The sequence below is a fragment of the Tabrizicola sp. genome (assembly GCF_036781545.1).
GTDB lineage: Bacteria > Pseudomonadota > Alphaproteobacteria > Rhodobacterales > Rhodobacteraceae > Tabrizicola.
In genome coordinates, this window is the sequence record NZ_DAIQAT010000074.1 from 1 (window position 1) to 16,299 (window position 16,299).

Here is a 16,299-nt window from a genome sequence, read left to right on the forward strand (position 1 = left end):
ACATCACGTTCAGATGCCCGATGGGCCGCACCATCAGCCCCATCGCCTCGGCCGCGTCGCTGATGCGCTTCGACTCGTTCACCCCATCCGGCAGCGGCTCCTTGGTCAGCTTCGAGGCCACATTCTCCACGCAGACCATCAGCCGCCGCCCGCGCACCTGCCCCACCAGCGGCAGCGCTTCCAGCCCTTTCAGCCGGTCCAGGAAATAATCCCCGACCGTGGCAGCATTCTCCAGCAGCCCCTCGCCCTCGATGATCTCCATCGACTTCAGCGCCGCCGCGCAGCTGACGGGATGGCCGGAATAGGTGAAGCCGCTGGTGAACCACCGCTCACCCTTCGCCGCCATCGCCTCCCAGATCCGGTCGCTGAAGATCAGCGCCCCCAAGGGCAGGTAGCCCGAGGTCAGCCCCTTGGCGCAGGTGATCATGTCCGGCACCACGCCGAACTCGGCCTCGGACGCGAACCAGTGCCCAAGGCGACCGAAGGCCGTCACCACCTCGTCGGCGATGAACAGGATGTCGTGGCGCTGGCAGACCTCCCACATCCGGCGCAGGTAGCCCTCTGGCGGTACGATCACCCCGCCCGAGGCCTGGATCGGTTCGGCGATGAACCCGCCGATCCGGTCGGCCCCGACCCGCGCGATCAGCGCCTCGAACTCGGCCACGAGCCAGTCGCAGAAGGCCGCCTCGCTCATCCCCTCCGGGCGGCGATAGGGGTTCGGCGGGGTCAGGTGGTGGATGCCGTCTTCCTTGTAGCGGAATTCGGCCACCCGATCGCCGGGCCGCTTGCCCACCGATTGCGACAGGTAGGTGGAGCCGTGATAGGAATGATCCCGCGCCACGATGTCGGTCTTGCCCGGACGCCCCATGCAGGTCTGATAGTACCAGACCATGCGGACAGCGGTATCCACCGCCGTCGAGCCGCCGGTGGTCAGATGCACCCGGTTCAGGTCACCCGGCGCCAGCGCCGCCAGCCGGGCCGAAAGCTGCGACGAGGGTGCGTTCGTCACGTCGACGAAGCTGTTGGCAAAGGCCAGCCGCTCCACCTGATCCGCAATCGCCTGCGCCATGTCCTTGCGCCCCAGGCCGACGTTGGTGCACCACATGCCGCCGACCGCATCCAGATAGCGCCGCCCCTCGGCGTCCCAGAGATAGCAGCCCTCACCCCGCGCGATGACCAGAGAGCCCTCGCGCTCGAACGGGCCGAAGTTGGTCCAGGGATGCAGGGAATGCGCCCGGTCCATCTCCCACAGATCGGCGGGTGACGGGGTGTTCGGCAGGTCGAGGGTCATGGCGGTCTCCGGGCACTGACTGTTCAGTCAATGTAGCAGTTTGATCAAAACCCGGCCAGCCCCCGCTTTGGTCCAAAGGTAGCGGTGGGGCAAGATATGGTGTCCAAAGGTTGATCCGGCCCCCATCAGCGGCCCCGCCCGGGCGCAGCTCGGGACAAATCCGATTCGCGCCTTTCATCCTTGCCGAAATATCCCCGCCGGAGGCATCCACCGCCTGCCCCGCCCGCAAGCGTCAGAACAGCTTCTGCTTGGCCTTCGCCACGTTGAAGCCGTGGCCTTCCGCATTGGTGCAGGTCATCCCGGTCTTGGCCGAGACGCAGGAGATGCCTCCCAGCGAGACCGCCTCGCCATAGGGCAGCACCGGGTTGCCGGGGTCCTGCACCGTGTCGCCCACGCAGAGGAGTTCCCCCTTGCCGGACGCGCCCACGCCGAAGGCCATGCCCCAGTCCTGTTCGCAGCCCGCCGGTCTCTTGGTGTAGCTGGGCGTATAGGACCGCAGGTCGCAGCGCGCCTCGGTCCGGCCATTGAAGGTGTACATCGCGCAATGGATGTTGCCGGTGGGCGAGCGGAAGCCGAAATACTCATCGGCCAGCGCCGGGGTCGTCGCCAGCAGCGACAGGGAAATTGCAAGGGCCTTCACGCCAGAATCCTCTTCCTGAAAAGGGTCGATGGCAGCACTCTAGCTGCCCCGCTCCCGTCCGGCCAGTATGACATCCCCGATGCTGAAGCCCGCCTTCGCCTATGTCCTTCCGGTCTTCGCCGTGGCCTTCGCGCTCGGTCTTGCGGGCAGATCGGCTTCGGTCTGATCCCGTGGATCCGTCAGGCCAAGGGCTGAGCCCGCTCTACCAGGCGGGCGAAGAAGCTGGCGCCGACCGGCGCCGCCTCGTCGTTGAAGTCGAAGGCTGGATGGTGCAGCCCGGCCCCCGGCCCGGTGCCGAGGAAAAGATAAGCCCCCGGCCGCGCCTCCAGCATGTAGCTGAAATCCTCCGACCCCATTTCGCGCCCTGCCCGCGCATCCACCGCGTCGGCGCCCGAGACCTCGCGCGCGACCTCGGCGGCGAAATCCGCCTCTTCCTCGTGGTTGATCGTCGCGGGATAGCCCCAGTCATAGTCGATGCTCGCCGTCACCCCATAGGCCGCCGCATGGCCCTCGACGATCTCGAAGAACCGCTTCTTCAGCAGCGCCCGCACATCCGGCTTGAAGCAGCGGATGGTGGCGGCGAAGCTTCCGTTCTCGGGGATGATGTTCGAGGCCGACCCGGTATGGATCATCGTGACCGAGATCACCGCCTCGTCCAGCGCATAGACGTTGCGCGGGATGATCGTCTGCAGGGCCTGCACCATCCCGACGATGGCCACCACCGGATCGACGCATTCATGCGGCGTGGCCCCGTGCCCGCCGCGCCCGGTGACCTTGACCACCGCGGTATCGACCGAGGCCATCAACGGCCCCGGCGTGGTCTGGAAATGTCCAAAAGGCACGTTCGGCGCATTGTGGATGCCGTAGACCTGGCCGATCCCGAACCGGTCCATGATGCCCTCCTGCACCATGACCTGCCCGCCACCGCCATCCTCTTCCGCCGGCTGGAAGATCAGCGCTACGGTGCCCGAGAAGTTCCGCGTCTCGGCCAGATACTTCGCCGCGCCCAGAAGCATCGTCACATGCCCGTCATGGCCGCAGGCGTGCATCTTGCCCTTCACCGTGCTGGCATAGGCCGCCCCGGTCAGTTCCTCGATCGGCAGCGCGTCCATATCGGCGCGCAGCCCGATGACCGGCCCGTCGCCGCGCCCGCGGATCAGCGCCACGATCCCGGTCTTCGCGATGCCGGGATGGATCTCGTCCACCCCGATCTCGCGCAGCCGATCCGCGATCCAGGCCGCCGTGTCATGGCAGTCGAAGGCCAGCTCCGGATGCTGGTGCAGATACCGCCGCCATCCCTTCATTTCCTCGGCGTAAGAGGCGATACGGTTCAGAACGGGCATGGCGGCGGTCCTCGAAGGCGTTGCGGTCAGCCTTTGATCAAATCCGAAAACCGGACAGACCGCAATCACCGAAGCGCGCAGGCCCGCGGATGTGAAGAGCGCGGACCCTTAGCCGTCGAAGTCCACCGTCTCCATGATCTTCAGCGCGGCGGCGCGGGCCTTGGCGATGTCGGCCAGAGGCGTCGCATCGGGGGTGAACTCGCCCCAGCTCTTCACCAGTTCGGACCGCTCGACGCCGACTTTGACCGGGAATTCATAGTTCGTCTCGGCGTAGATTTTCTGCGCATGATCGCCCGAGAGCCATTCCATGAATTTCAGCGCGTTTTCCTTGTTCGGTGCGGATTTGGTCATCGCAACGCCCGAGATGTTCAGGTGCGTGCCGCCGCCCTCGAAGGTCGGGAAGACGATGTTCACGGTTTCGGCCCAGGCCTTCTGTTCCGGGTCGGCGAGCATCTGGCCCATGTAATAGGTGTTCCCCAGCGCGATATCACATTCACCGGCGGCGATGGCCTTGACCTGGTCGCGGTCGCCGCCATCCGGCTTCTTCGCCAGGTTGGCCTTCAGCCCCTCGGCCCATTTGGTCGCGGCTTCCTCGCCATGGTGGACGATCATCGCGCCAAGGAGGGCGACGTTGTAGTCGTGCAGGCCCGAGCGGGTGCAGAGCCGGCCCTTCCATTTGTCCGAGGCGAGATCCTCATAAGTGGTGACATCGCCGGGGGCGACGCGGTCCTTCGAGGCATAGACGACGCGGGCGCGCGAGGTGAGACCGAACCAGTGATCGGCGGGATCGCGCAGTTCGGCGGGGATGTTGGCTTCCAGCACGTCGGACTGGACGGCTTGCGTTACATCCGCATCGACGATCTGCATCAGACGGGCAATGTCGACCGTGAGGACAAGGTCGGCGGGGGAACGGCTGCCCTCGGCCTGGAGGCGCTCGGCCATGCCCTTGTCGACGAAGGCCACGTTGACGGTGATGCCGGTTTCGGCGGTGAAGGCATCGACGAGGGGCTGGATCAGCTCGGGCTGGCGGTGGGAATAGACGTTGATTTCCTGGGCGAAGGCGGGAACGGAAGCGGCGAGGAGAGCGAGGGTCGAGAGACGCAGCATTGACTGACTCCTTTTGTCGGGTTTATCCGACGGTTTAGGTGTCGGGGGGATAGGGGTCAAGGCACGATGGCAAACCGTCGGCACTTTGTCGCGGACGGGGGGAATGCTGGACCGGCCCGTCCCCGAAGGTGCGGAGGGGACGTATCCTCGGCGGAGCGGCCCTGCCCCATCGCCACACGTCCCCCTTCTGGACCCCGACCGGAGTGCATTTCCGCCCTTCCCAAGTGCGGAAAGGCGACGCGACCCGGTAGGGGTCTTCTTAGCGCCCTGCCGGGCGATCAGAAGATGCGCGGATTGGGGCCGGGCTCGCGCCAGATCGGGTTCGACCAGGCACGTTTGCCTGCCGCGTCGATCACCGAGACGCGGACCCAAGGGCTGCCGAGCAGGCGGTCGAGCGGCACTTCGCAGCGGGTCATCGAATGCCCGTGCACGCCTTGCGCGCCCGTCCCCCAGCCCATCGCCACCACCGAGACGGCGGCGGTGCATTCGACCACGATCCTGTTGCCGTCCAGATGGACATCGTGGATCTGCGGACCCTGCGATGAATAGAAATCCCCGCGTTTCAGGGCGGCGAGCAGCGCCTCGGGCGTGTTCTCGGTGGCCTTCACCATGACCCAGCCGCCGAAGTGGTCGGGCTCATGGAAATGCGCATCATCGGTGGCGATGAGGCTGATCTTGCGACCCTCGGTCAGCAGAAGATCGGCGATCCCGGCCCCGTCCGGGCGGTCGCAGCCTGTGGCGCAGCCGTGGTTGTAGATCTCGACCGCATGAGCGGCCTCGATGGTGCGGGCGTCAGCCAGCGTCAGGCCGGACCATTGCGGATGGGCGACGGCGACAAAGGCCCCGGCGGCCGCCGCGCGGGCGGCAATGTCAGGACCGCTCTCCTGCCCCGGTTCAGCGATGAAGCTGGTGGTCGAGGGCGGGGGGAAATCATCGGGCAGGCCCACGGCGAGGATATGCCACAGCTCGCCATTCGACTGCGCGCCGGAGTGGAGTTCGGCCCCGATCAGCGTGGTGAAGCTCTCGCTGCGGAAGGGGCGGCTATCGACGATGGGATAGTCGTAGATGCCGATGAAATGGTCGGTGATCGCGAGGAAATCATAGCCTTCGGCCCGGTAGCGGCGGCAGACTTCCTCGGGCGAGAGAACGCCGTCGGAGCGGGTGGAATGGGTGTGCAGGTTGCCGCGCCAGAAGCGGCCGGGGGCGGTGAAGGCGGAGGGGCGCATGGGGGATCCTTCGGCAAGGGGCGCGGGACGGCCCCGCGCTTCGGCGGAACCTTGCCCGGCGGCGACCGGCCAGGCAAGGGACTGTCGTGGGCGGCGACGGCACATGCTATCGGTTTGCAATGTGAGGTTGTGTGGGTGGTGCAATGAAGATGGAACCCGTCGAAGCCGCGGCGGATGGTTCCGCAGACCAGGACGTCGTCTGGTGGATGACGGACCGGGCCGACCGGGTGGCGGCTTTCCTGAAGGCGCTGAGCCACAAGGGGCGGCTGATGATCCTGTGCCATCTGGCGGGGGGCGAGAAATCGGTCACGGAGCTGGAGGAACTTCTCGGCCAGCGCCAGGCGGCGGTCAGCCAGCAGCTGGCCCGACTGCGGCTGGAGGGGCTGGTAAGCACCCGGCGCGAAGGCAAGGCGATATTCTACGCGCTGCGGGACCCGCGGGTGAAGCGGCTCTTGCGCGAGATTCCGGGGCAGTTCGGCTAACCCCGCCCGATATAGGGCATGTCGCGGGCCATGATGGTCACGAAGGGGGTGTTCACCTCCAGGGGCAGGCTGGCCATGTGCAGGACCATCGCCGCGACATGCTCGACGTCCATCACAGGCTCCACGCGGGTCTCGCCATTGGCCTGGGGGACGCCGGTGGTGAAGGCGGCGGCCATGTCGGTCAGCGCATTGCCGATGTCGATCTGGGCACAGGCGATGTCATAGGCGCGACCGTCCAGGCCGAGGGTGCGGGTGAGGCCCGTCACCGCATGTTTCGACATGGTATAGGGGGTGCTGCCCGGCCGCGGGACATGGGCTGAGATCGAGCCATTGTTGATGATGCGTCCGCCGCGCGGGAACTGGCGGCGCATCAGGCCGAAGGCGGCGCGGGCGCAGAGGAACATGCCCGTGATGTTGGTGCGGCTGACCTCCAGCCAGGTCTCGACCGGAATCTCGTCGATGGGCGCGGCCGGGGCGGAGATCCCCGCGTTGTTGAAGAGGACGTCAAGGCGGGACAACTGGGCGAAGGCGGCGTCGATCTGGGCCGGATCGCCCACGTCGGCGGTCAGGATGCGGGCGTTGTACCCGGCGGCAGTCTCCTCCAGCGCGGCGCGGCGGCGGCCGAGGAGCGCGACCTCCCAGCCCTCGGCCAAGAAGAGACGTGCGGTGGCGCGGCCGATGCCGGCCCCGGCACCGGTGATCAGGATCGAGCGGGTCATGCGGGAACCTCTTGCAGAAAGTGGTATTTGAGCAGCCACAGCGAGAGCCGTGCGACCATGGCGGCGGGCAGTCGGGTGGCGGCGGCGACCTCGGCCTCGGTCGCGCCGCCCGGGCCGGTCGCCTCATAGGCGGCGAGGACGGTCTGGATGCGGGCGGGGTCCTCCAGCAGGCGGCGGCGGAGGGCGTAGTTGCGCAGTCCGAAGGTCTCGGCGACCAAGGGGCGATGGGCAGACCCGGTCGCGGCGAGGCGGCGGGCCTCGGATGCAAAGCCGGTCGGATAGGCGGCGAACATCTCCTCGACCGCCGGCCCGACCGGGATCAGGCCCGGCTGGCGCGGGGCCACGTCCGGACCGCCCTGCGCGCGGGCATGGGCAAGCATCGCGGCCTGCTCGCCCCAGAGCGCCTGCATCTGCGGGATCACCGCCGACCAGTCATAAAGCCGCTGCGCCCGCTCGCGCGCCTTGGCGCCCATCCGTGCCCGAAGGTCGGGGTCGCGGGCCAGCGTCACCAGCGCACGAGCCAGGGCGGCGACGTCGACCGGGGTCATCGCGGAGAGCTGGCTGAGGTATTGCAGGTAGCTGTCGGTGCCGCCAAGGAAGCGCGCGGAGACATAGGCCGAAAGCCCGGCGCGGGGCAGCTCGGTCGGGATGCGGAAGCCCACTTCCGCCGTCACGGTATCCTTCATCCCATCCCAATCCGAGACGATCACCGGCAGGCCCGCCGCCATCGCCTCGATCGGTGCGAGGCCGAATGTTTCCTGCAGGTTGTCGACGGGGAAGACGAAGACATCACCGCCCGAGAGCGTGGCCTTGCGTTCAGTCGCATCGCCGCCGTCGAGCACGTGATAGCCGCAGGAGGGCATCAGCCGGGCGGCGGCAGTGGCGAAGGTCTCGGCCCAGGGAGCCTCGGAGAATTGGCCGCAGAGGACGAGGTGGAGCTTGGTTCCGGGGCTACGAAGCTCGGCGGCGGCAAGCTCCAGCGCCAGGAAAAGGGGAAGCGGATCGAATTTCTCGTCCGGAGTCAGCCGAGCGATGGAGACGGCGACCATATCTCCGGGCGCGGCGCCGATCCGGGCGCGAAGGCCCTGGCCAAGCACCGGGTCGGGCCGGAGCACGGCGCAGTCGATCCCGAGGGGGATGACGGGCAGAAGCGGGCGCGCGGGCAGGACGGCGCCTGGGAAACGCTGTGCAAGATGCGCCTCGGCCAATTCCATCAACCGGCGGACCGAGGCCTGCACCGCGGCGGAGGTGCAGATCACCGCGTCCCAGGGCATCTGCGGGGCGGAGCGGAGGTCGAAGAGCGTCTGCATCACATTACGCGTCGCGGTGGTATGGGTAATGCCGCAGAGCGCCCAGGCGGCGGCGCCATGCGGGGCGCGGCGCCAGGCCTCGGTCGGAGAGATCGGGGCGGGATAGTAGACGACATCGACCGGGCTCAAATCCTTCGGTGCATCGAGCCGGACCGCGCGCAGGGGCCGGGTCACGCCGGTCGCGCGGGCAAGGTCGGCGAAGGTGGCATGGTCGGACTGGGCATGAGCGATGGAGACGAATTCCTGCACCTGACCGTGGGCGAAGAAACCGCGCAGGAAGCTTTCCCCGGCGACGCGGCGGCCGTTGATGCCTTTCTTTGCCGGGTCGTAGCCATCGGCCACATACCAGATCGCGGCATTCGCCATCGGCGGGGTCGAGGATGCGGGCATCAGCGGCGTTCCATCCAGAGCCAGGGGGTGGGCGAAGCGCGCCATTCCCACAGCAGCAGCAGGCGGTCGAGGTCGGACAGCGTCTCGGCCCAGGCGGGCAGGAGATCGGGCCGGAGCGCGCGGTCAATCCGGGTGACATGGTGGCTGGGGGCGAAGCGGCCCTCAAGGCTGGCAATGAGGCCGGGGCGCAGGCCTTCGTGGACTTCGACCAGGATGTCGGCCTGCGTCAGCGCGGGAGCTTTGGCGGGGTCGAGAAGTGCGGCCTCGGCACCTTCGATGTCGCAGAGGATGAAGGTCGGGGCCTTTGTGCAGAGCGCGAAGTCGGCATGCGAAACCTCGGGGCCTATCTGCAGCCGCTCGGCGACGCCGTTGGCCACGGCGAGGGCAGCGCACAGCGCACGGGCCCCGGGATCGCTGTCGCGGGCGTGGACGGTGGCGCCTGGCATCCGGAGGGCGAGACCCACGGCATAGTAACCCTCGGCGCAGCCGATATCGAGGATCTGCGGATAGCCGCGGGAGATCACCGTCTCGATCACCGGATGCAGGCTGGCCTCATAGGCGCCGAGAAGGCGGGGCGCACGGCCCCCTTCGGACACCTCGACAGCATAGGCCATGCCCGCGAAGGGACCCGAGAGAACCGTGCCGCCGCCGCGCGCGCCCAGCGTGTTGGCGAGGAGGATCGAGCGCCACTTCGCCAGAAGGCGCAGCTGGCGTTCCAGCCGCGCAGGCGTCGGCGGTTCGGCCTGCAGACGGGCCAGCCCATCTTCGACCGAGCGGGTCAGTGCGGTGGGAAGAGCGGTCATGCGGCATCCCATGGATTGCCCGGTCATGGGTAAGGGCTTGCGCCACCGCCGTAAAGCCGGATCAGGCGGCGGGACCCTGGGCGCGGCGGATCAGGATCGCCCGACGCAGGAAGGCCACAAGGAAAAGGCTGGTCAGGACCAGGATGATGGTCGGCGCGGGGGCGCTGTCGAGGTGGAAGCTGACCCAGAGCCCGGTGGTCATGGCGAGAAGGCAGACAAGGGTCGCCGCGATCAGCATCGCGCCGAAGCTGCGGGTGATCAGGAAGGCGATGGCTCCCGGCGCGATCAGAAGGCCGATGGCCAGGATCAGCCCGACGGAGGAGAGCGTGGCGACGATGGTCAGGGCCAGGATGGCGAGGAGGCCGTAGTGCAGAAGCTTCACCGGCAGGCCCGAAACCTGGGCCTGTGCCGGGTCGAAGGCGTGGAGCATCAGGTCGCGCCATTTCAGCACCAGGACAAGGGCCACGGGGGCGGCGATGGCTGCGGCGGCGATCAGGTCGCCCTGCCCCACCCCCAGCATGTTGCCGAAGAGGATATGGTCGAGGTGGACATCGGTCGGGAAGGCGGTGATCAGCACCACTCCGCTGGCGAACATGGCGGAAAAGACCACGCCCATCACCGTGTCGCGCTTGATCCGGCTGTTGTCGGCCAGCCAGCCCGTCAGCAGCGCCGAGCCGAGGCCCGCGACGAAAGCCCCGATCAGAAGCGGAAGGCCCGCCATATAGGCCAGCACGATGCCGGGAAGGACGGCATGGCTGACCGCATCGCCCATCAGCGCCCAGCCCTTGAGGACCAGGAAGCAAGAGAGCAGCGCGCAAGGCGGGGCGACGATCAGCGCGATCAGGAAGGCGTTCCGCATGAACGGGAACTGGAAGGGTTGCATCAGGAGGTCGATCATGCGCTTGCCCTCCGCTTCGCGGCGAGAAGGCCGTGCTTCGGGGCAAAGACGAAGGCCAGCGCGAAAAGCGCGGTTTGCAGGAGGACGATGATGCCGCCCGTGGCGCCGTCGAGGAAGTAGGAAAGATAGGCTCCGCCGAAACCGGTCGCGGCGCCGATGCTGGCGGCAAGCGCCAGAAGCCGGGGAAAGCGGTCGGTCAGAAGATAGGCTGTGGCGCCGGGGGTGACGACCATGGCGACGACGAGGAAGGCGCCCACGGTCTGCATCGCGGCGACGGTCGAGGCGGAAAGGAGGGTGAAGAAAATCCCCTTCAGCAGGTCTGGGCGCAGGCCGATGGTGCGGGCATGGGCCTCGTCAAAGAAGGTGACCATCAGGTCCTTCCAGAGGACCAGCAGGATGGCGGCGGAAACCCCGCCGATGATGACCAGTTGCAACGTGTCGCCGGGCGAGATGGCGAGGATATTGCCCATGGTGATGGTCTGGATCGAGACCGAGGTCGGGTAGATCGAGATCAGGAACAGGCCAAGGCCGAAGAAGGAGGTGAAGATGAGGCCGATCACGGTATCGGTCTTGAGCCCGGTTCGGTTGCTGAGAAACAGCATGGCGGCCGCGGCAAGCCCCCCGGAGAGGAAGGCGCCCAAGGCGAAGGGAAGGCCGAGGATATAGGCCCCGGCGACCCCCGGAACGACGGAATGCGAAAGCGCATCGCCGATCAGCGACCAGCCTTTCAGCATGAGATAGGCGGAGAGGAAGCCGCAGACCCCGCCGACGAGGGCGGAGACCCACATGGCATTGGTCATGTAGCCGTAGGCGAAGGGTTCAAGCATGGACAGCCTCCCGCGCGTCGGGGCGGTTGTCAAAACGAGCGGCTGCGCCGCGCGCCTCTTGTCTCGCCTCTGCGCGCGAAGGGCGCGCAACCGGCTCGGGCGAAGGGCCTCCGGCGGGGATATTTGCGCAAATGTGAAAGGCAGGACCGGTCATCTGTCGCCCTTCCGGCCGTATTGCACGAAGGGGCGTTCGTCGTCGGTGAGGATGCTGATCTCGCGGGTGTCGTCGTCGTCATGCAGGTCGGTGCCACCGAGGGTGAAGTGGCGGAGCACGCCGCCGAAGGCATGTTCCAGATTCTCGCGGGTGAAGGTGGTCTCGGTCGGGCCATAGGCGAGGACCGTGCCCTTCACCAGCACGGTGCGGTCGCAGAAATCGGGGACCGAGCCGAGGTTGTGGGTCGAGACCAGCATGACATGGCCCTCGTCGCGGAGCGTGCGGAGAAGGGCGATGATCTGCTCCTCGGTCTTCACGTCGACCCCGGTGAAGGGTTCGTCGAGAAGGATGATCCGCCCCTCTTGCGCAAGCGCCCGGGCGAGGAAGACGCGCTTCTTCTGGCCGCCGGAAAGCTCTCCGATCTGGCGGTGGCGGAGGTCGGTCAGGCCCACGCGCGCCAGCGCCTGATCCACCTTGGCGCGGTCGGTCGCAGAGGGGCGGCGGAGCATCCCCATATGGCCGTAGCGGCCCATCATCACCACATCCTCGACCAGGACCGGGAAGGACCAGTCGACCTCCTCGGCCTGGGGAACATAGGCGACGAGGTTCCGGCGCAGGGCCTCGCGCACGGGCATTCCCAGAAGGCGGATCGTGCCGCGGGCTACCGGGACGAAGCCCATGATCGCCTTGAAAAGGGTGGATTTCCCGGCGCCGTTCACGCCCACGAGGGCGGTGATCGTGCCTTGGGGAATGGCGAAGCTCGCATCGGTCAGTGCGGTCAGGCCGTTCCGGTAGGTGACGGTGACGCCTTTGGCGAAGATGCCTTCGCTTGCGCCAATCTCTGCCGTCTCGTCGCGCATCATGTCCTCGGTCCGGTGGGTCAGTTCGCCGGGGCCAGGCCCCGGGCGATGGTTTCGGTGGTGACTTTCAGAAGGTCGAGATAGGTCGGGACAGGGCCGTCGGGCTCGGACAGGCTGTCGACATAAAGCACGCCGCCGAAAGCCGCGCCGGTTTCGCGGGCGACCTGTTCGGCGGGGTCGGAGGAGACGGTGCTTTCGCAGAAGACCGCCGGAATCCGGTGTTCGCGCACCCCGTCGATCACTGCACGGACCTGGCGGGGGCTGCCCTGCTGGTCGGCGTTGATCGGCCAGAGATACAATTCGTGCAGGCCGAGGTCACGGGCGAGGTAGGAGAAGGCGCCCTCGCAGGTGGTAAGCCAGCGGCGGTCCTCCGGCAAAGCGGCGATCTCGGCCTTCAGCGGGTCGAGCGCGGCGGCGAGGCTGGCCTTGTAGGCGGTCGCATTGGCGGCATAGGTCGCGGCATTGGCGGGATCGGCGGCGGACAGCGCCTTCTGGATGTTGTCGACATAGATCGCGGCGTTCGACAGGCTCATCCAGGCGTGGGGATTGGGCTTGCCGTCATAATCGCCGCCGGTGATCGAGATCGGCGCGATTCCATCGGTCAGGGTCGCCGACGGCACCTCGCCGAGGTTCCCCAGGAACTGCTCGAACCAGCGTTCCAGGCCGAGACCGTTGCGCAGGATCAGGTCGGCATCCGAAGCGGCGACGATGTCCTTCGGCGTGGGCTCATAGCCGTGGATCTCGGCGCCGGGCTTGGTGACGGAGACGACATCGACCCCCTCCCCCGCCACGTTGCGGGCCATGTCGGCGATGACGGTGAAGGTGGTGACGACCTTCAGCCGGTCCTGGGACAGCGCGGGCCATGCGGCAAGGATGAAGCTGGAAAGAAGAAGCGAACGGCGGAAGGGGGACATCGGGCACCTGTCTGGTCGGATGGATTAGAATGTAAATGAGAACTATTTGCAAGTAGGCAAGTGGCAGTGCCCCGATGTGTGCGGGAATCCGTTCCGCGGGCTACTTTCCGGGTCCGAGCCGCCGTGACAGGATCGGCGCGACCACGATGATCACCAGGATGCGCACCACATGATGCAGGGCCACGAAGGCAACATCGGCGTGGATCGCAAGGGCGATGAGCCCCATCTCGGTCAAGCCGCCGGGGGCGAGCGCCAGGATGCCCTGATCCAGGCCGACACCGGTCACGGCCCGCATGGCAAGGGCGGCGGCCAGGGCAAGGCATAGCGTCAGGATGGTCGCGCCAAGGCTGAGGAGCCCCGCCCGCAGAACCAGGGTCGGGCTGATCCCGCGGAAACGGCAGCCGAGGATGGTGCCCAGCACCACCTGCGCCAGATTGACCAGAAGGCCGGGCGGCGCGCTTTCGGTGATCCCGGCCATGTGAACACCCGCCGACAGGATCAGCGGGCCGAGGAACGACGGGGCCGGCAGACGCAGGCGCAGCCCGAGCGCCGCGCCCAGGATCGCGCAGACTGCCATCAATGCAGCGTCGGCAAGGCCGGGCATCGCCTTCGCCCCAGCCGCACTGCCCGCCCCGCCCACATCATAGCCAAGCACCAGCCGGAACAGCACCGCCATCACCCCGATGGTCAGCACGATCCTCAGCGAATGAGCCAGCACCACCGCCGAGACATCCGCGCCCCGCGCCTCGCCCAGTTCCACCATTTCGGACAGTCCGCCCGGCATGCCCGCGAAATAGGCAGTGGTCCAGTCCTGCCGCCCGACCAGCCGGTAATAGGGCACGACCAGCGCCGCAACCGCCGCCAGATAGACCAGCAGGATCGACAGCGTGATGACCGCCTCGCCCGCCTGCTGCACCACATCGGATGTGAAACGCGAACCGAGGAGAACGCCGATGACCGCCACGATCGCCGGGCGCAGCCGCGCGGGCCCCAGAACCGGCCAACCCGCGACCGAGGCCACCATGGTCACGAACAACGCGCCCAGCATCCAGGGCAAGGGCAGTGACAGGGCATAGAAGGCCAAGCCGCCCAGGCTTCCCAGGGCAAGACCGGCGGCGATGCGGGCCAGTGGCGGCAAGGTTCCGTCCAGGGTCAGGCAGGCCCGGTCCGGACGGGTCCGGGAAGGGCGGAGGGGGGTGGACACCCGGCAGGGTCCGAGCACGAACCAGGTGTTCAGCTTCGGCTTGGGGTCTAATCCGGGCTTCGGGCCGGTTCAAGAGGTCCGGGGTTTGGATCGAGGATCAACTGCGATCTCCCGTCACGTCGTGATCGTAGAGCCAGTCGAAGCGGCTGACCATGGTACCGGGGGAGAAGCGGCCAAAGAGCCGAAGGCCGGTGTGGCCGATCATCCGCGGCAGGCCGGACAGGTGGTAGGCCCGGGCATTGGCATTGGCAGCGGCGACGATGCGGGTGGTGCGGGGCTTTCGCGCGGATTGGTAGGCCGCCAGCGCGGCGGCGGGGGTGTCATGGGTGGCGAGCATCCGGGCCAGAACCCAGGCATCCTCCAGCCCCATGCTGGCGCCTTGCGCGAGGAAGGGCAGCGTCGGATGGGCGGCATCGCCGAGGATCGCCACCCCGCCCTGCCCCATCGGTTTCACCCAAGCCCCGGCGACCTGGTGGCGGAAAAGACCCCAGAGCCAGGGGTCCTCCACCCGGTCGAGCCAGCCGCGGACGCGGGGCGAGAAACCCTCGAAGGCGATACGCAGGGTGATGGCGTCATCCCGCAAAGTCCAGCTTTCCTCGGCCCATTTCTCGCGTTTCTCGACCGCGACGATGTTGCGGAGCGTGCCATTGCGCAGCGGGTAGCTGACCAGATGGCGGCCGGGGCCCATATGGACTTCGGCCACCGGGGACGCGCCGGGGTCGCAGGGGATCACCGCGCGCCAGGCGACCTGACGGGTGAAGAACGGCGTTTCCGGCCCGTTCAGCGCAGCGCGGGTCTGGGAATGCAAGCCATCCGCCCCGATCAGCAGCGGCGTCTCGATGCGCTCGCCGGTTTCAAGCGTGATCACCGGACGCGCGCCGGAAACATCTACCGCGGTCGTCCGGGAGAGGAGGCGGAGCGTGACGCCCGCTTCGGTGGCACCCTTCAACAGAAGTTCGATCAGATCGGCGCGATGCAGGAAGTGATATCCCTGTCCGGGGCGCAGGCGGCCGAGGTCGAGGCGCGTCACGCCCTCGCCGGTCGGCCCGTCGATCAGCTGCACCGCCTCGGCACGCATCGAGGCGGCATCCAGCGCCTCTTGCAGGCCAAGCCCGCGCAGGACCGCCGCCCCGTTGGGCGAGATTTGCAGGCCTGCGCCGACCTCGCGGATAGCATCCGCCTGTTCCAGCACGGTGACGGCGGCCCCGCGCAGGGCCAGCGCGCGCGCCGCGGCAAGCCCCGCAACACCGGCGCCGATGATGGTGACGGGCTGGCCGATCAGGCTCATGTCGGAAACTCCTGATACTGCGGCAGGTCATCGGTGATGTCATGCCACGCCGCCTTGGACCCGACGAAAATATGCGCGGCGGGCCGGATCGAGGGCGTGTCGATCAGCGTTCCCATCGCGACATGCAGCCAGCGACCCTCGCGGACCACCGAATAGAGGAGAGAGCCGCAGGTCGCGCAATGGGTGTTGTTGGTGAGGTCGTCGCCATGGACCATCAGCCGGTCGGCACCGTGGGTCAGGGCCAGCCTGTCGCGCTGAATGCCCGCAAAGGGTTTGAAGGCGGCGCCGGTGGTGCGGCGGCAATTGCCGCAATGGCAGTTCAGCGCGTAGTCGAAGGCATCTTCGACCGTGTAGCCCACCGCGCCGCAATAGCAGCCACCGGTCAGGCGTTTGTCAGACGGGCTGGACACCTCCGGCCCCCTTCCTGGGTCTCAGTCGTCGCGATGCACCTTCTCGCGGCGTTCGTGCTTTTCCTGCGCTTCCAGCGTCATCGTGGCGATGGGCCGCGCATCCAGCCGTTTCAGGCTGATCGGTTCGCCCGAGACCTCGCAATAGCCGAACTCGCCGCTGTCGATCCGGCGCAGCGCCGCGTCGATCTTGGCAACGAGCTTGCGCTGGCGGTCGCGGGTGCGAAGTTCCAAGGCGCGGTCGGTCTCCTCTGACGCGCGGTCGGCGATGTCGGGGACGTTGCGGGCGCTGTCCTGCAGGCTGTCGATGGTCTCGGCGGACTGATCCAGCAGCTCCTGCTTCCAGATGAGGAGTTTCCGCCGGAAGTATTCGAGCTGCCTGTCGTTCATGAACGGCTCGTCTTCGGCGGGGCGGTAATCGTCGGGCAGGAAAACT

17 protein-coding genes are annotated in these 16,299 nt (G+C 67.5%); 1 reads left to right on the plus strand and 16 read right to left on the minus strand.

The genetic code is table 11. The features are described 5' to 3' along the window. From V7Q39_RS12190 to V7Q39_RS12210, 5 genes are all read right to left on the minus strand, one after another. Nucleotides 1–1,291: aminotransferase (locus V7Q39_RS12190; protein ID WP_333816857.1), on the minus strand; the 1,291-nt coding region annotated here is incomplete at its 3' end. Nucleotides 1,292–1,523: 232 nt separating this feature from the next. Beyond that, nucleotides 1,524–1,931, minus strand: a complete 408-nt coding sequence (locus V7Q39_RS12195) for a DUF6636 domain-containing protein (protein ID WP_333816858.1) — start codon at nt 1,929–1,931, stop codon at nt 1,524–1,526. A gap of 179 nt (nt 1,932–2,110) precedes the next feature. Beyond that, a complete protein-coding gene (locus V7Q39_RS12200) occupies nt 2,111–3,274 on the minus strand; it encodes a M20 aminoacylase family protein (RefSeq protein ID WP_333816859.1) in 1,164 nt (387 codons plus the stop codon). A gap of 108 nt (nt 3,275–3,382) precedes the next feature. Next, nucleotides 3,383–4,381, minus strand: a complete 999-nt coding sequence (locus tag V7Q39_RS12205) for a Fe(3+) ABC transporter substrate-binding protein (RefSeq protein ID WP_333816860.1) — start codon at nt 4,379–4,381, stop codon at nt 3,383–3,385. 278 nt (nt 4,382–4,659) lie between these two features. Then, complete coding sequence (locus V7Q39_RS12210) at nt 4,660–5,607, minus strand: CehA/McbA family metallohydrolase (protein ID WP_333816861.1); 948 nt, start codon at nt 5,605–5,607, stop codon at nt 4,660–4,662. A gap of 206 nt (nt 5,608–5,813) precedes the next feature. Here V7Q39_RS12210 and V7Q39_RS12215 point away from each other — a divergent pair, with 206 nt between their 5' ends. Then, on the plus strand, nt 5,814–6,089 hold the full coding sequence (locus tag V7Q39_RS12215) for an ArsR/SmtB family transcription factor (protein ID WP_333816872.1): 276 nt from the start codon (nt 5,814–5,816) through the stop codon (nt 6,087–6,089). Here the strand turns inward: V7Q39_RS12215 and V7Q39_RS12220 are convergent. From V7Q39_RS12220 to dksA, 11 genes are all read right to left on the minus strand, one after another. Further along, nucleotides 6,086–6,808, minus strand: coding sequence for an SDR family oxidoreductase (locus tag V7Q39_RS12220; RefSeq protein ID WP_333816862.1), 723 nt, complete (start codon nt 6,806–6,808; stop codon nt 6,086–6,088). The genes V7Q39_RS12215 and V7Q39_RS12220 overlap by 4 nt on opposite strands. After that, nucleotides 6,805–8,553, minus strand: a complete 1,749-nt coding sequence (locus V7Q39_RS12225; RefSeq protein ID WP_333816863.1) for a glycosyltransferase family 4 protein — start codon at nt 8,551–8,553, stop codon at nt 6,805–6,807. The genes V7Q39_RS12220 and V7Q39_RS12225 overlap by 4 nt, the downstream gene beginning before the upstream one ends. Next, nucleotides 8,508–9,311, minus strand: a complete 804-nt coding sequence (locus V7Q39_RS12230) for a class I SAM-dependent methyltransferase (protein ID WP_333816864.1) — start codon at nt 9,309–9,311, stop codon at nt 8,508–8,510. Before V7Q39_RS12230 ends, V7Q39_RS12225 begins: the two co-directional genes overlap by 46 nt. 61 nt (nt 9,312–9,372) lie before the next feature. Further along, complete coding sequence (locus V7Q39_RS12235; RefSeq protein WP_333816865.1) at nt 9,373–10,209, minus strand: metal ABC transporter permease; 837 nt, start codon at nt 10,207–10,209, stop codon at nt 9,373–9,375. Next, nucleotides 10,206–11,036, minus strand: a complete 831-nt coding sequence (locus tag V7Q39_RS12240) for a metal ABC transporter permease (protein WP_333816866.1) — start codon at nt 11,034–11,036, stop codon at nt 10,206–10,208. The genes V7Q39_RS12235 and V7Q39_RS12240 overlap by 4 nt, the downstream gene beginning before the upstream one ends. A gap of 150 nt (nt 11,037–11,186) precedes the next feature. Beyond that, complete coding sequence (locus V7Q39_RS12245; protein WP_443082516.1) at nt 11,187–12,053, minus strand: manganese/iron ABC transporter ATP-binding protein; 867 nt, start codon at nt 12,051–12,053, stop codon at nt 11,187–11,189. Nucleotides 12,054–12,070: 17 nt separating this feature from the next. Further along, nucleotides 12,071–12,964: a metal ABC transporter substrate-binding protein gene (locus V7Q39_RS12250; RefSeq protein WP_333816867.1), complete on the minus strand. Its 894-nt coding sequence runs from the start codon at nt 12,962–12,964 to the stop codon at nt 12,071–12,073. A gap of 100 nt (nt 12,965–13,064) precedes the next feature. Then, on the minus strand, nt 13,065–14,102 hold the full coding sequence (locus V7Q39_RS12255; protein ID WP_333816868.1) for an AbrB family transcriptional regulator: 1,038 nt from the start codon (nt 14,100–14,102) through the stop codon (nt 13,065–13,067). 163 nt (nt 14,103–14,265) lie between these two features. Then, the gene (locus tag V7Q39_RS12260) at nt 14,266–15,456 is read right to left on the minus strand and encodes an FAD-dependent monooxygenase (protein ID WP_333816869.1); all 1,191 of its coding nucleotides are present in this window, start codon (nt 15,454–15,456) and stop codon (nt 14,266–14,268) included. Next, nucleotides 15,453–15,866: a GFA family protein gene (locus V7Q39_RS12265; protein ID WP_333816870.1), complete on the minus strand. Its 414-nt coding sequence runs from the start codon at nt 15,864–15,866 to the stop codon at nt 15,453–15,455. Before V7Q39_RS12265 ends, V7Q39_RS12260 begins: the two co-directional genes overlap by 4 nt. A gap of 21 nt (nt 15,867–15,887) precedes the next feature. Next, the coding region (dksA, locus tag V7Q39_RS12270) for an RNA polymerase-binding protein DksA (RefSeq protein ID WP_333816871.1) at nt 15,888–16,299 on the minus strand (412 nt) is incomplete at its 5' end.

Bases quoted from the DNA above. Each gene is read 5' to 3' on its own strand.
- V7Q39_RS12200 (WP_333816859.1), bottom strand. From the start codon at position 3,274: ATGCCCGTTCTGAACCGTATCGCCTCTTACGCCGAGGAAATGAAGGGA.
- V7Q39_RS12205 (WP_333816860.1), bottom strand. From the start codon at position 4,381: ATGCTGCGTCTCTCGACCCTCGCTCTCCTCGCCGCTTCCGTTCCCGCC.
- V7Q39_RS12210 (WP_333816861.1), bottom strand. From the start codon at position 5,607: ATGCGCCCCTCCGCCTTCACCGCCCCCGGCCGCTTCTGGCGCGGCAAC.
- V7Q39_RS12215 (WP_333816872.1), top strand. From the start codon at position 5,814: ATGACGGACCGGGCCGACCGGGTGGCGGCTTTCCTGAAGGCGCTGAGC.
- V7Q39_RS12220 (WP_333816862.1), bottom strand. From the start codon at position 6,808: ATGACCCGCTCGATCCTGATCACCGGTGCCGGGGCCGGCATCGGCCGC.
- V7Q39_RS12225 (WP_333816863.1), bottom strand. From the start codon at position 8,553: ATGGCGCGCTTCGCCCACCCCCTGGCTCTGGATGGAACGCCGCTGATG.
- V7Q39_RS12230 (WP_333816864.1), bottom strand. From the start codon at position 9,311: ATGACCGCTCTTCCCACCGCACTGACCCGCTCGGTCGAAGATGGGCTG.
- V7Q39_RS12235 (WP_333816865.1), bottom strand. From the start codon at position 10,209: ATGATCGACCTCCTGATGCAACCCTTCCAGTTCCCGTTCATGCGGAAC.
- V7Q39_RS12240 (WP_333816866.1), bottom strand. From the start codon at position 11,036: ATGCTTGAACCCTTCGCCTACGGCTACATGACCAATGCCATGTGGGTC.
- V7Q39_RS12245 (WP_443082516.1), bottom strand. From the start codon at position 12,053: ATGATGCGCGACGAGACGGCAGAGATTGGCGCAAGCGAAGGCATCTTC.
- V7Q39_RS12250 (WP_333816867.1), bottom strand. From the start codon at position 12,964: ATGTCCCCCTTCCGCCGTTCGCTTCTTCTTTCCAGCTTCATCCTTGCC.
- V7Q39_RS12260 (WP_333816869.1), bottom strand. From the start codon at position 15,456: ATGAGCCTGATCGGCCAGCCCGTCACCATCATCGGCGCCGGTGTTGCG.